Raw genomic sequence first — 14543 nt, 5'->3', positions numbered from 1 at the left:
ACATGCTGAGGAGTTTCGGCATACGACCTTAGCGAAGGCAGAGCCATCAGGACGGTTGCCCCTCCCTCTGGGTAGCGGCGATGGATTGGAATGCTTCGTGGATGTCACGAGATCGCCTCGGAAAAAAGGCCCTCATTTCTCCTTCTTCCAGCGGATATTTCTTCAGATTGAAGGTCCCGTGGAGCTCGCGCATTTCATAAAAACGAACGGGCCGTTGCCTACCATCCAGGGCGGTAACGATGGCGTACTTTACGGCTTCCTTGCAGCGCATTCCGAAAATCACCTCTTCGAGCTCCAGTAGGGAACGCTGCACCCCGCGCGGCCCAATCAAACGCCATTCCTGCTCGTATCGCCAGCTCGCCGCCTTTCGCAACAGAACGGCCTCGTCGACCTGACGACGGGCGTCCTTGTCGCCGTCGAGCATAGCTAGGACCTTGCTGGCATCGACGAGCCGCGTGCCGCCGTACTGAACCTTATGGAGATCATCGAGCGCATCAGAAGGCACCGAGTAGCCGATGCAGACGCCGTGATGCTGATCGCCATAGTGGCTCCACATTAACGGGCAGGTAGCGCGCTGACCCAAAGATACAATGCCCTTATCATATTGCAGTAACAGTTCCTTCTCCAGATAGCGGCCAAGCAGAAACTGAAGAGGGTCATCTATTTCATAGCTTGGGTCGGTCGCGTTGTGGATTATTTCCGAGATGACCTGATCGGCCTGTAGGCGGCTAAGTCGATCGATATGATCCAGGGTTTTCGGACCTTTGTACCTGATTGTCTGAGCCGCGGCTTTCATCTCCGCGCTGACGCGTCGCTCGATGAGTTGCCGTAACGCGCTCTCGATGTCTGTGGCAGGAAGATCGGCGTTGAGCGACGGCCGCGTGTCGAGCGGATCATTGAATGTGCTCGGATCGGCATAAAAGAGATTGTCCGCAATGATCATATCGAGTGTGAGATTATTGAACGCGCGGTATTTGAACAGCCGCCTCGGAACGCTTCGTTTTTCTGCCATTGCTTCCTCTTGAGCCGCGATTCGGGTTCGCGGGTTTTGGGGTACGAATCGGATGAGTAGCAACACGGTGGGCACTTCGGTGGGTTTCGGCGCAAGGCGGCGAACGGCCGGACCTCGTTCTTCGGCAGCCTAAGTCCCTGATCTTTTGGGATCTTTGCTCCCAACCTCCACGAACTGATAGAAAAAGGGGCACAGAACTTGACACAGGACAGAAAAAAGGGCGATCTACTTGGCGCGCGTCGGGGCAGAGGGAAGCCGTACCACCATGCAGACCAAGACTTTTCAGCAGCGGTTGGACGCCGCGTTCGCCTACGACACCTACGCAAACACGCTGCGGGCCCTGCGAGAAGGCATCGCCGCAGGCGACGATGTGATCAAGGGCACCCCGATGTTCTCGTCAGAAGTCGGGGACGACATGCGCGGTCTGATCCGCCGAGCCGGCATCCTGATGCGTTTCGAGGAGATGTGCAAAGCCGGCGATCTCCCATTCAAGTGCACGCTGATGCCGATGCCTCGCGGCACCTGGCACTGGCTCGACATTTACAGCGGCGACTGCCACGCGCACATCGTCCGCACCGAGGACCCGACCAAGTTTCCGGAAGACACGCCGAACCGCCAGGACGCGCGGGCGTCGAACATGCCGAACCTGTTCGAGACCGAGCAGGAACGGATCATCCGCCTGGCACCGCCGAAGCTCTACACGTGGTTGACCTATCGCGCAGCGCCAGACGGGCGGCTCTCGCACGCGCTCTGGCAGTCGCCGTCGGCGAATGCTGACGAGTGGCTCGCGCGTATCAACCTGATGACCGTCGTCGTGCAGAAGAAGTCGGAGGACGCGAAACGGCCGGCCGAGGTTGACCCGAAGTCCAAGATGAAGCTCAAGGACAACGTGGTCTCGATGATGGAGAAGAAGAAAAAGAACGACGACACCAAGCGTTGAAGGCGTGCCCATGTCTGCGAGGATCATCCCCGAGAGGATTCGGGAGGCGCGCGAGTCCGTCGGCATGACCGACGAGCAGTTCGCCGACGCGATCGGCGTGAGCCGCCAGTCCGTTGGCACCTATGAGACTGGCGCCTTCGCACCGCGCGGCGACGTGTTCAGCAAGATCATCGCCGTCACCCGCCAGCCACCGGGTTTCTTCATAGCGCCGCGCAAACATACTGCTGAGCGCTTCCTGACGCCGACATGGCGCAGCCTGAAGCGCATGCAGCGGCCCGACCGCCTGCGGATCGGCCGTCGGCTGGAGTGGGCGTTCTACATAGCGGAGTCCCTCGCGGAATACGTCGAGCTGCCGCCAGTGCACTTACCCGCTATCGAGTTCGACTACGAACGCGACGGCAACGAGCGGATTGAGGAGATCGCTGACCAACTGCGCGAGTTCTGGAGCGTCGGCTATGGTCCAATCACCGATCTGGCTCCGCTGCTCGAATACCACGGCGTTATCGTGATCGAGGAGCCGGTGCGCTGCGAGGACATGGATGCAGTCTCCCGCTGGCAGGGCGGCCGACCATACGTGCTCTACGCAGCCGACCAGGAGAGTAACTCGCGTAAGCTCTTCAACATGGCACACGAACTCGGCCACCTCGTCCTGCACAACGCCGTCGAAGTGAACAGTCGCAACCTGGACCGGCTTGAGAACCAGGCCAACCGGTTCGCCGGCGCCCTGCTCCTGCCACGCCGGACGTTCGCGCGGGAGATCGCGAACACAACCATCGACTACTTCATATCGCTCAAGGGCCGGTGGCGCGTGGCCGTGGCGGCGATGATCTACCGGTGCAAGGAACTCGGGATCTTGAACGCCGATCAGGTCAAATACATGTGGAAGCAAATGAACGCCCGTGGCATCCGCAAGCGAGAACCGCTCGACAATGCTTTCGCGCTGTCGAGGCCGACGGTGCTCGGCTCGGCCGCGCAGATGCTGATTGACAACAAGGTCAAGCTCCCCACCGAGATCGCCGAGGACGTGCTCCTCAACGCCAGTGATGTGGAGTCGCTCTGCTCGCTACCTAGCGGCAGCCTGCAGAACAAGGTGGTATCATTCCCTACATTGCGGCAGATCTAGTTCGTGCCGATCGCGAATCCGCCACCGGCGGACCTCAAGCAGTCCTCACCTTCAGTCCGGTGAAGCTCACGACCGCCGAAGCAATCGTCCTGCGTAGCCGGCTTGGAAGCCCATGCCTGGAGTCAATTCGGGAGGCCGAGCAGGAGGATTCTGAAGGAACGAAGGAGCAACTATCCATCGCACCTAGCCCGCTCTGTCTCTCAGTCGTACAGTCGGCGTGGCGCACCAATTCGGTGTCGGCATGGCCGCTACAGGAACGGCGCAGTTCGGCGCCGGGCAATGAAAATGTTGGCCATCGCTCGCTACAGTGCCTCAAGCAGTCGCCCGGGCTGCCTGCCAGTCGAGTGAATAGGTGTCCACCCAATGTAGCAACTCGTCTTCCGACGTGAAGATTTCTCGAAAGGATTGGCTAATCATTGGATTATTGCCTGTGGGTAAGGCTCTTCTCACGTCGGTCTGAATCGCAACGCATGTGAGCCCGAGAGCGTAGGCGAAGCCTACCTCAAAGGCGACCCCCTCATCGATTGTCGCGCCGTCCAGTACTGCTACCAAGGCATCCGACGATCGCAATGCGTCAATGTCTTGCGCGAATACTCTGCGCTCAGCGACAATCTGAGAGACGCCCGCTTCCAGCATATCGACAAGAAGTGTACCGTCGCGCTGTGGAAGAAACACCTTAACGTTCCGTTGCTCCAATTCTCGAGTGAGACGATCATTAAAGGCGCGTTCACGCGGATTGAAGAGCGGTGCAGCCAGGTAGACGCAGGGACTAGGCACAGACGGCCTCACAATGTTTTTGCAATTCGGCGCCAATATCGACAGGGGTGTATTCCGCGAGAAATATTATACGAGCAATTTCACGAGCGACTTCGTCGATGCTTCGACCGCGAGTGCACAGAACAGTCTTGGGAACGTCGCGGTACACCAAATCGATCTCGTTGATCAAGCTTGAGAGTTTGTCATCTTCCCAATATTTGTGCTTGAGACTGTTGCGATGCTTCAATTCATCCAAATCGCAATCCAGCATGATCACGTGCCCCTGCGCAATCGTCATCGCATTTTCGTGAGTCATCGTCGCGAGGAGGTTCGCCGCCTTCGCTTGCTTGTCTCCCGGGAAGGTCAGAGGATCAAGTGGACATCGATCCACAAGATGAATGCCTTCCTTACATTCATTTAGGGCATAGTTCTTTTTGCGGAATTGTTCGGCGATCCAACTGTCTATGCTCGAAGCATCATCCTCGGCACTCTGCGGGCGCGCCAGCTCGGGAAGTCGCTCGTCGATCCATTCATCATAGGTGATCAAGCTACGAAAATTGGAGGCTGCAGTACTTTTGCCTGCCCCGATAGAGCCTACCACGTAGTAGACGAGTTTCCGACTATTCGGCTGGAAACGGACGAATTGCGAGTCTGGCATCCGGATTAAATCTGCCAGATGGCGAATTCCATCAGCGTCTAGAAACAACGTATAGAGATTGTACGATGTAAAGTTGGAATCGAAGACCGCCTTCCGAGTTTCGTCGGAGAGGGAGGTATCGGTCCCGACAAAGTGAACAAAATAGTGAATGTGCCCAGGGCTCGCAACGGCATTCTGCCGAAGCATACTCTGCAGAGTCGTGTCATCAAGCGACAACCCGATCAACAGGCATGTATTGCGGGAAAGGTGATTTGAGAGGTGAACGTAGCGTCCATTCGCTGCGCTTATCAACTGATCCTGGAACCCGTCACTATCAAACACAAGATCTGCACTAGCGCCGTCGTCGAAGCGAGATGGCAGGAAGCCATTGGGATGATAGATCACGCCAGCTGGCTTCTGGAATTGAGCATTCGGTTTGTCGATGGTCTCGTAACCCCGAGTGGTCGACTCCTCTTCTTCATTTCGCGAAAACATCAACAACTTCTCGATCGTATCGTCGAAATTGTAGTTCACCGTGAGCGGCGAGGCTTTAACGACATCCAGGAATGATTTCAGATACGGATGGGCCTCAATCGACTTTTTTCGGTCGTCTGCAGCTTTAGGGACATCTCGATATAGCTCGCTATGAATGATTCGTAGCCAATCGCTTTTGATCCGCTGCTCCTGCAGTAGAGGCACCGATGTGTCAAGACCTGCACCACTCAGCTTTCGCGCGCGAAAATGGTCAAACATCATGTGCGTGAGTGCAGCGAGTGATCGTGGCGGTTTGATCTCACCTGCCCTGCTCAACACATCTTCCGCCTGAACGGCCTCGTGCCTTGCAATACGATTGACCAGATCTTCCCATCCGGGAAATCCTAACGCCTTGCTGGCGCCTGCTCCGAAGATTAGGCCTAGTCGCTTTCGATGTCGCTGTGCGCGCAGGTGCACGATCGCTCGCGCTGAGTTGCCCATCAAGTTCGAAGGATCTGACGGACCAGATTTACGCACCATGAAGCTTGTTATCCGTCTCGAAGAGGTTGAGCTGTTCGTGGTTCGCATGTGAGGGCCGGCAAGCCCAATCTACCGGGGCGAGCGATTCTTCCCGTGGAGCGTCCTTGCCGCCCATAATGTTTATGTAGATTTCAAGTACGTCCAAGAATCTGGGATCCGGACGAAAAAACAAATGATCTAGATTCCAAAGCCCGGAGGTGACGATCCGCCAGTCGACGCTCGCCCGTCCGAGCCAATTGCTATTGGGAGCCGGTCGTATTCCCAAAACGTTTGTGCGGGACAGTAGACCGATAATATTTCGCTCAAGATATGCTCGATCGCTCCGAGGCCCAGCCGCATCAGGAACACTTAGCCAAAGCAATCGCATGTCGCCGATGACGCTGGATACTTTTCGCTCCAACAAAGACTCACTAGCCCGCACATCTGCTGGTGCAGACTGACCGACGCCCCAAGATGCGGGCAATGCCTCGTCCCCTCTGCGGCCGAGAGCCCGTCCTACGTGCGAGCGGAATATCGATGATCGATGACTACCTCCGCCGTGGCCTGCGACCCCACGGTGCGTACTAATGCGGTCCCACAAGGTGGTGCGTGAGCCAGCACTCACTGCGTGAGTTCCGACCCGCGTGATCCAGTCTCGGCCAGCGGGTCCAACAGGCTCGACAACGAAATAGAGCCCTCGCTCGGGCCATGGCTGCCGTCCAGTCGCTTGGGAAAGAAGTCGTCCACCGACCTGAATGCGAGCTAACTGACGCATCAACTGTCCGAAGCGGATTAGCATCGTCTTCAGAAGGGCTTCGTCATTAATCTCTCGAAGGTACTGTAACCGTGCGCCAAGGGATCTACGCCCGAGCGGTTGTTGGAGTCTGTAGCCTGAGGCCAGCAAGGTAGACTTAAGGGGCTTGAAGTAGTCATCCCCGGTGAAGAAGATAAGGGTATCATTTGGGGAAGCGGCCGATGCGAGCTGAGCAGCGACCCGAGTTCCCCAAGCAGCGCGTTCAGCTGCGGGCATGAACTTAAGAGTCTGCTCATAGGGCGAGACGATGTCGCCTGGATTCAGCAACCCATGCTTCGCCGATAAGATCCGAACTTGCTTGCAGCGATCGAGAGCCGCGAGCAACGACTTTCGAAACAACGGGGAGACGTAGAGATCTGAGGCATGCGTCGCTACTTGGCGCTTGGTTTTCGTGCACGCAACGAGGGCGAGATCACCCATAATCAGAGTCCTGCCCAAGCGTGAGCATGTAGCTTACATGCATCGCAATGATGGCACGGTGCGATGGTGCCGTTGACGCGTTGGGGCCTGTAACAGCTCCAAGTGTCCCACTCGCCTAAGCCAAGCTCGCGCGCGAGCAAAGCGATTTGCCGCTTACTCATTCTCAGCAACGGAGCTTGTAAGCTGGCCCCTCCAGGGCTTGCTATGGCTAACATATTTCTGAAAGACTCAAAAAATTCGATCGTACAGTCAGGATAACCGGAAAAGTCTACGCAATTGAGCCCTATGTGGATTTCATCCGCGTGTAGGCCCGCCGCATGTGCGGCGGCAAGTGACAGAAAGACAATATTGCGTCCAGGCAGGAACGCGGGTGAGATCGAAGAGGGCATTTCTTCAATGTCGCGATCGAGTGGAATTTTACGCTGGGGTTTTTCCCATTGAACACGGACCACTTCCCGGCGCGCCCCGATGGCTGCAGCTTGCTGCTCTGCAAACGTCATTTCTACAGCAAGCCGTTGCCCATAGTCGACGCCAAGGCTTATTACCTCATGACCCGCCCGATGCGCTGCGTAAAGGCACACGGTCGAATCCATACCCCCGCTATGAAGCACCAAAATTCGACGCCTCATCAATCACCTCCAACTTCCTCGAGGTCTGAAGTGCCCAAGGCATGCAATCCGGCTTAAAGACCAAGAGCCGGTAACGTCGAAGAATCCTAACCGAGTCTCCGGCTCCTACTGAGCGAATAGGTGACGCACAGCCAGAAATTGCCCCGGCTAGTGGTCGACCACCAGTGGATAATCCGCTCGTTGATCAAGACAAGCCACCTTGTTCCCTTATTGTTCTCACCTAACAGCGACTGCCGGGTCCCTCCAGCGGGGCGCCCGCACAAACCGGAGCCGAGAAAATCACACCGGATGCAATGCTACTGTGACGCTCATCGCTCTTTGAGCGCCTTCCTCGTCTCGCTTACGCGCCGGGGTTACGCGCCGAGCCGAATCCTCTGTTGTACTCTTTCGTAGAGCTGCACTTCGGCCTTGTGCAATAGTTGGACAATGACGGCAAATGACTGCCGCTCCACATGCGTCGCCCAGCCACTCTCGCAACGCACGACGAGATAATAGCTGTCTCCATACTCCTCGACGCCCCGCTTGAATGCCACCATCGCGGATTGAACGGTCCCCCTCTCTCGTGCCTGCGGCCCAGGAATAAGCTGACAGTTGTATCGCGGTGCGAGTTCTGGAAATGGACCCTCTGCCTGCTCGCGTCGACGATAGTGTTCGAAAATCAAGTCCGGCTCACATCCTCGGACCAGCCGGAAGCTCATACCCAAACCTGCATAGTCGTTTCGCGTGTGCCGAACCGGGGGATCAAACGCCAGCGTTACGCGGATTACGCGTTCACCGTTACCCGCCTGAAAGGCATCGGGAATCGGAATCCGGTAGACTGCGAAGTGATCGAGAGCAAGCTCGTCCTCGGCGTAAAGCGTCACGCGAGCATCGTCGGAGAAAGCTGCGCGTTCGAGGTTGACGAGGCCATGCCCGCAGATGTTGCGTATGGCCTCGGTCCCTAGAAGCTGCAATCGATCCCGCGAGGACTCTGGAATGTCTGCAGATCCCACGAGCAGAGCGCGGACCAGATTGGCTGACGCCTGCGGGAAGCGCGTCAGTATTTGCGCTGCGCTAAACGCAACTCGCGGCGCGGCGTAGGACGTTCCCGATCCCCCTGTGAACAGCCGGTCAAGATAGCGGTGATAAAGTGTCAGCACGCCGGCGCTGGCTAGCTCCTCGCCTCCACGAAGGCGGCCGACCACAGGGTCGAAGATCAGCGTCCCGCCGACTTCAACAACATCGGGTTTGGTCGCGCCTCCGGGCCCAGGCCCCACGCGCGAGAATGGCGATGGTTCAAGCTCGCGCGTGATCGGACGGACGCGAACGTCATCGGCACGATCTGGATCGAGCCCTTCGCCGTGCGCCAGCGCACCCACGGTAATGACGTTCAGCGCGCCAGCTGGCTCGAAGAAGCGGTTGGCATCCTCAAGGAGATATCGCGGATACTCAGTGACTGCCTGCTCAAGGCGATTGCCGCCACGCGGGCTGCGGTTTCCGGCCGACACGATGATGACGACGTCAAGCTCGCGCGCGAGCTCGTCAAGCGTGGCGGCCCACGTTCCAACCTTCCCACCATCGAAGACACGGCGCCGGTCGGCGAGAGCGATGACGAAAATCCGACAACCGAACCGCTGCTTCAAGGTCGTCACCGCTTGCCGCATCTGGGAGGGAACGAGGCGCCGGTCGTCAAAATCCCCCTGGTCGTTCACGACCTTCGCCGCGCAAATCCGGGCGCCGCGCTGCAGTTCCCCCCGCCCTAGCTGTGCACGAAGGTCGCCGAAGACCGCCACACCAGCGACACGAGTGCCGTGTCCCCAGACATCTGCGGTGCCAAGGTCGTCGGGCACGGCGATCGCGCCTGCGAAAACATCGGCCAGAAACGGATGATCGTTGACACCACTATCGATGATGCCGATCACCGGTGCATCGTCGGCAAGCGCGTTCATTGGAGGAACGTCGGTCAGCGTCAGATCGAGCGCGTCCGCCGTCGTCACATCGGGTGCGGGCGGGAGGTCGATCGCGGCGATTTCCTCGATTGTCAGTAAGGTGCGAATGAGTTCGCCCGTCAGGCGCGCGCGGAACATGCTGATCGAGGGGCCGATATAGCGATCTAGAACCTCGCCCGCTCGGGCTTCGACATAGCTGATGACATCCTCGAGCTTGCGCTCGCGCAGGCGGCGCTCGCCGAGGTCCCAAAGCTCGAGATCGACCAGGTAAGATGTGCGGGGTAAAAAATCGTTGGGAGCGGAAAAACCCTCTTCACGCAGGCGGTGGCCGATTCGGTCGCGTGGCTCGACTGACCCTATGCTTTCGATTCCAGCGACGAAATTGTTGTATGGCGCGTGCTTCTGGCCAGGCGGGGCCCCGGCTTGGTAGGCGTCGAGCCGGGCGCGAAACTCTTGCATCTCGTCGTTCGAAGCGAACAGCACGAGTGTGCGGTCCGCATCGCTCGACAGCACTGTGAGTCCGAGACGCTGCCACTCTTCCTCCAGAGGCGCCCCGGTCATTTGTACGCGTAGGATTAGTGAGGGGTCAACGAACTCGGGTTTGCGGCGGCTGCGTTGTTCCTGAGTTGCTGCATCGAGCTCGTCGCGCAGCCTCCCGCTGTGCTGGCCACGGTCCCGTGCGGGTGGGGGTCCACCTCCGCCATGCTTACGACGCTCGAATTGCTCGGGCAGTCGGACGAGTTCGAGATGATCGTAGCGCGCCACGTTGCGACTAACTCGGCGGCGCGAGCCGCGATTGGCCAGCGCGGCGCCTTACCTCATCTTCCAAGGCGCGATTGAAGTCGCGTTCCAAAACCTGCTTGCGGCGCTCGACGATCATCGACTTGATCGCCTGGATGCAGACGCGTTCGATCTCGGCATAGGAATAGCCGTCCAACGCCGACGCATGCCGCAGCGGATCGAAGGCCACGGAGACATTCTTGAACTTCAATCGTAGGAAGCGGCCGATCATCGACTTGCTTGGCTTGTCAAACCATACGACCTCGTCGAACCTCCGCCAAATCGCGGGATCCAGCGATCGGTCGAGATTGGTGGCGGCGATCAGGAAGCCCTTCGGTCGAATATTATCAATGAAGAGCAGCAGGCTGTTCACGACCCGCCGCAATTCATTGTGCTCGCTGCTGTCTTCGCGCGAGCGCGCCAGCGCGTCGAACTCGTCGAAGAAGAGGACGCACGGCTGTTTGCGGGCAAACTCGAAGATCTTGCGGACATTGCCTGCTGTCTCCCCGAGATAGGACGAGATCAGCCTATCTAGCTTGACGAGAAAAAGTGGCAAACCGAGCTCCGCCGCGAAGATTTCAGCGCAGAGCGTCTTGCCGCAGCCCGGCGGTCCACAGAACAATAATTTGGAGCGTACCTTCAGGCCATGGCGACGAATGTCGTCCGCGCGACGGTATTCCTTGATGAGCCCAAGGAGCACGCGGACATTGGTCGCGCCGAGAACGATATCATTGCGCGCATGCGTTGGTTCTACACGTTCAATGAAATCTGCAGCCGCATCGGGGAAGGGAATCAGGGGCGCCAGTCCCTTTGGACCGCTGGGTCGGCTTGGGCTTGGGCCGGTCTCCAAAGTCTTGCGCAGGCTACGCGCAAGCACCCGATTATTCTTCTTCTCTTCCTCGTCGATGATTTGCTCCGCCACGGCGCGGAACTCCTCGTCCCGACCGTAGCTGGCCAGCAATTTCTTCATCAACTCTCCGCGGGCCATGGCTCTGCTTCACTTTCTCCGGTTGGGTCGAATCATAACCGCAATCCGACCGTCGCACGATGGGGTTACCGCCCGATTTAAACAGCACAATTGGGGGTTGGGCGCCGCCTCTAGCTGTTCCGGTCGGCCCGCGAACGCCCGGTTCTCGCCCTCGCGAGGCTTAGCTCGGTCCCCATGCCGACCAAGAGCGCCGATCGCCGCGCAAAAGAGACGCGATGCTGACCCCGACGTCATCACCATCGGGTGGCTTTCTATCGCCTGAGCGGACCCGGCGCGCGTGAGATTGCTCTTCGTCCTATTTGTACGCCACGGCTACCCAGCAGCCCGATCCGCGCTCGGGATTTCTTCTTTTCCGGAGAAGCCTAGGCTTTGATCGCCCAAGACCGATTGTGGGTTGGAGCGGAGGCATGGGCGGCAAGGACGGAATGATTCGGATCGAGGCATTTAGATCGCCAGGTAGTAGGAAAATACCGCCTGGGGCGAAGCGCCATCGCAGGAACCGTGGTATGCCGCCACCGGCGACGTTCGATATCGATACGCTGCCGGGCAGCTCTAATTTGACGGCTTTGGAGACAGCAGCGGTCATCCGGCGCACGCCCGGAGCGCTGGAACAGTGGCGGCGCGATCCGAACCACCCGCTGAAATGGCGCTACGTCGATGGCCGCCCCCTCTATCGTGTCGATGCGGTGCGGGACTATCTGGCCAAGTGCGATAAGACGACTAGGACGCCTCGGCCGCATAATGCTCACGGAGACGGCCGAGCAGCTCGGCCTTGATCGGGTCAAGTGGATTCGTCCGCTGCAGGCGCACGATCTTCCCGATGCGTTTCGCGCCAACCAACTCTGCGATGTAGTCGTGAGCGGCCTCGAACGCCATCTTGCGGATGATCCACTGTTCGTCGTGATTGTAGACTTGATCGATTCCGCTTGGCTTCTGCCCAACACACAATCGCTGGATTTCGTTGTCGTAGCCACAGCGCGACATGATGGTGCGCAAACTGCGCCTTAGGTCATGCATGGTGAACTTGGCAACGCCCGCTTCCTTGACCAGGCGGTTGACCATCTTGGTAAAGCCCGACATCTGCCCACCGGTCTTCGGTGACGGGAAGACATAGTCGGACGTCGCGCGCTGGAAATGTTTCGCGGCCGTGAGCACCTCGTCAACCAGGTGAGTGCGCGGCACATCGTGGTGCAGCCCCATCTTGGTCCACGCCGCATCGAAGGTGATCCGGTCGTCCATGATGTGCTTTCGCCACTCGATCATCGTAGGCTCGCTGCGGCGCGGGCCGCCGAGCAGGCACATGCGTGCCAGGAGACCGAAAGCCCCGAGCTTGCCGGATGCATCCCAGACCTTGATGATTTCCTCATCGGTCAGCGCGCGGCCCTTTGTTCGGCGCCCGACTCTCTGCGCGCGAGTTTCCTTGGGCGCGCGATAGCCGGCGAGCACGTTGTGCTCGACGTAACCTTCGCCGACGCACCATTCGAGGAAGGTGTGCACGTGCTTGCGCAAGTCCTTGGCGGCACCGCGCTTGCCGGTCTTGGCAATCTTGTCGACCGCAGCCATGATTTGCCGTCGCGTCAGGTCCCCTACGCCGCTCTCGGCGTGATCCTTGAGCCCGCGCCGCAACGCCGACATTGCTGGCTTCCAGTTGACAACTTGACGTTCGGTCAAGGACGTCTGGTAGGGACCATCTTCAACAATGAGGGTCGCGAGCGTGGTGCGCTGCTTCTCGGCTGCCTGTTGCCGCCTCGCCTCGCGCTTCGCGTCGTTCGGGTCCAAGCCCTTGACCACCTCGCCTGCGGCGATGGTGGCGGCCTTGCGCGCGGCCTTCTCATTATATTTGGGCCACGCGCCGAGGGTCTTGCGCTGGGTACCCCTCACCCCCGGCTTGGTGAAGAGGTAGACCCAGGTCCGGCCGCCGGTGGCGCGCATGCGCAAGGCGAGGCCGGGCAGCTTGTCGTCGTGGAGATAGTGCTGCGCCTTACCCGGCGGCAGCGTTGCGTTGCGGATCACCGCATCGGTGAGTGTCAGCTGGCTGGCCGGCTCCGTCATGATCCATTCCCTCTCTCTGTGCCCCGCAACAAGGGCGGCCAACCTCGAACAGAACCGGGTCTCAGACCTCCCCCGTTTTTGTGCCCCGAGGGAAAATCCACGGCGGGCACAACGGGGGCATACAAAATGTAGCAAGATCACCTATGGCCTCTTATGGCCGCACAAGGCCATACCCACCATCAATCAAAGAGGTTTTTGCATCTCAACTATGGCCGGATTTGGTTGGATCGGGTCTACCGATTGTGGTTCACACGGGAGAGGTCCAAGGTTCGATCCTTTGTGCGCCCACCACGCTTCGCCAGGAGGCTTCGCGTGGCGCAGCCACGTCCAACAGTGGCGAAGCGTGTCCGGCGTAGCTCGAAGAGCGTAGACGGACTGGGGCGTCTTGCTCCCGGTCCGACAAAATCGTGAAAACAACCCCATGCACAGTAACCGGCGTCAGCTGGATCAATGGGTTACGAATTTTCCAAGTTCATCTTGCTCCGCCGGGCAAAACAGAGCCGCTTACCGCTCTAAAGCGCGATGCGATAGGATGAATCGTCATCGCGCTTTAGGTTGTTGTTTGAGCATGATCTTTTCGGAAAACCGCTGCGCACTTTTCCGGATCATGCTTTAATGAGCCATCAGGACCGGCAGATCCGCGTGTTCCATGATGTAGCTGGTCGCCCCGCCGAATATCATTTGCCGCAGCCGAGTGCGGGTGAAAGCGCCCTTGATCAGGAGATCGCAGCCCCTGGTCCTGGCGGCATCGAGGACCGCCTCGCCGGTATCGCGATTCCCCAGCTCGACCCTTATCGCCTCGGCTGCAATGTCATTGTAGCGCAGTTGCTCGACGATCCGATCGGCAGATGGTCCTGCTACCTCCTGGCCGCCAATGACAGTTAGGACCGATACCCTTTTCGCCAAGCGAAGCAGCGGCATGGCAAATGCGTTTGCGCGCGCTTGCTCGGTACTACCATTCCAGTGGATCATGATGTTTGTCGCGACGCTTGGCGGTGTATTCAACGGCGCCAGCAGGACCGGCCTGCCGCTCTCAAACAGCGCGGATTCGATCGCGCGACGGTGAAGGCCCGCAGCATCGACGTCAGACCGTGCCATCACGATCAGATCGAAAGCGCGCCCATAATTTCCGACAAAGTCTTCGCCCTCGGGCGCGTTCTCCAGCCAGCCGAAGCATGGCCGACCTGAACCCGCAGTGGCTCGAGGAATGTCGTGCTTCAGCATGAATGCTTCGAAGGAGCTGCGCATGTCATTCAATTCGGCCTCGCTCTTCGCCTCATACGAATCCAGGAGGATGCCGGTGGCCAATTCCGAGGCCACATATGGCGGGATGCCGAATCGCAGCGGAAAGCCTTCGATATAGGCGCCAGTACGTCGCGCGAGGCCTACGACGACATTGAGCGTGGATGTCATCATTGGAATATTTTGAAGCGGGACCAAGAGCGTCTTCATTTTCAACCTTCCAGTGTTT

11 protein-coding genes are annotated in these 14543 nt (G+C 58.7%); 2 read left to right on the top strand and 9 right to left on the bottom strand.

Annotation, left to right across the window (positions count from 1 at the left end; genetic code table 11):
- Nucleotides 1-46: 46 nt before the first annotated feature.
- The gene (locus tag AC066S_RS03640) at nucleotides 47-1012 is read right to left on the bottom strand and encodes a DUF2971 domain-containing protein (RefSeq protein ID WP_126259248.1); all 966 of its coding nucleotides are present in this window, start codon (nucleotides 1010-1012) and stop codon (nucleotides 47-49) included.
- Nucleotides 1013-1277: 265 nt separating this feature from the next.
- On the opposite strand from AC066S_RS03640, the gene AC066S_RS03635 reads away from it, so the two are divergent.
- Together AC066S_RS03635 and AC066S_RS03630 are read left to right on the top strand one after the other, a co-directional pair.
- Nucleotides 1278-1952, top strand: a complete 675-nt coding sequence (locus AC066S_RS03635; RefSeq protein ID WP_126259247.1) for a hypothetical protein — start codon at nucleotides 1278-1280, stop codon at nucleotides 1950-1952.
- A 10-nt stretch (nucleotides 1953-1962) separates the two neighbouring features.
- A complete protein-coding gene (locus AC066S_RS03630; RefSeq protein ID WP_126259246.1) occupies nucleotides 1963-3075 on the top strand; it encodes an XRE family transcriptional regulator in 1113 nt (370 codons plus the stop codon).
- Nucleotides 3076-3387: 312 nt separating this feature from the next.
- Here the strand turns inward: AC066S_RS03630 and AC066S_RS03625 are convergent, their stop codons facing one another.
- From AC066S_RS03625 to AC066S_RS03590, 8 genes are all read right to left on the bottom strand, one after another.
- Entirely contained in the window at nucleotides 3388-3852 is a 465-nt protein-coding gene (locus tag AC066S_RS03625) for a nucleoside 2-deoxyribosyltransferase (protein ID WP_126259245.1), read from the bottom strand.
- A complete protein-coding gene (locus AC066S_RS03620; protein WP_164718802.1) occupies nucleotides 3845-5482 on the bottom strand; it encodes an SIR2 family protein in 1638 nt (545 codons plus the stop codon). Before AC066S_RS03620 ends, AC066S_RS03625 begins: the two co-directional genes overlap by 8 nt.
- Nucleotides 5472-6695, bottom strand: a complete 1224-nt coding sequence (locus tag AC066S_RS03615; protein ID WP_430642547.1) for a GIY-YIG domain-containing protein — start codon at nucleotides 6693-6695, stop codon at nucleotides 5472-5474. The genes AC066S_RS03620 and AC066S_RS03615 overlap by 11 nt, the downstream gene beginning before the upstream one ends.
- 2 nt (nucleotides 6696-6697) lie before the next feature.
- Nucleotides 6698-7324 (bottom strand): 7-cyano-7-deazaguanine synthase QueC, encoded by a 627-nt coding sequence (queC, locus tag AC066S_RS03610; protein ID WP_126259243.1) that lies wholly within the window; start codon nucleotides 7322-7324, stop codon nucleotides 6698-6700.
- 353 nt (nucleotides 7325-7677) lie between these two features.
- Complete coding sequence (locus AC066S_RS03605; protein ID WP_126259242.1) at nucleotides 7678-10017, bottom strand: S8 family peptidase; 2340 nt, start codon at nucleotides 10015-10017, stop codon at nucleotides 7678-7680.
- Between the two features lie 7 nt (nucleotides 10018-10024).
- Nucleotides 10025-11002, bottom strand: a complete 978-nt coding sequence (locus tag AC066S_RS03600; protein ID WP_235884853.1) for an AAA family ATPase — start codon at nucleotides 11000-11002, stop codon at nucleotides 10025-10027.
- A gap of 738 nt (nucleotides 11003-11740) precedes the next feature.
- Nucleotides 11741-13072, bottom strand: a complete 1332-nt coding sequence (locus tag AC066S_RS03595; RefSeq protein WP_126259240.1) for a tyrosine-type recombinase/integrase — start codon at nucleotides 13070-13072, stop codon at nucleotides 11741-11743.
- Between the two features lie 612 nt (nucleotides 13073-13684).
- Entirely contained in the window at nucleotides 13685-14524 is an 840-nt protein-coding gene (locus tag AC066S_RS03590; protein ID WP_126259239.1) for a universal stress protein, read from the bottom strand.
- Between the last annotated feature and the right edge of the window lie 19 nt (nucleotides 14525-14543).

The sequence above is a fragment of the Bradyrhizobium sp. CFUWI genome (assembly GCF_056429085.1).
Note: the sequence above shows the minus strand (reverse complement) of the source record. Positions and strands in the feature narration are given on the sequence as shown.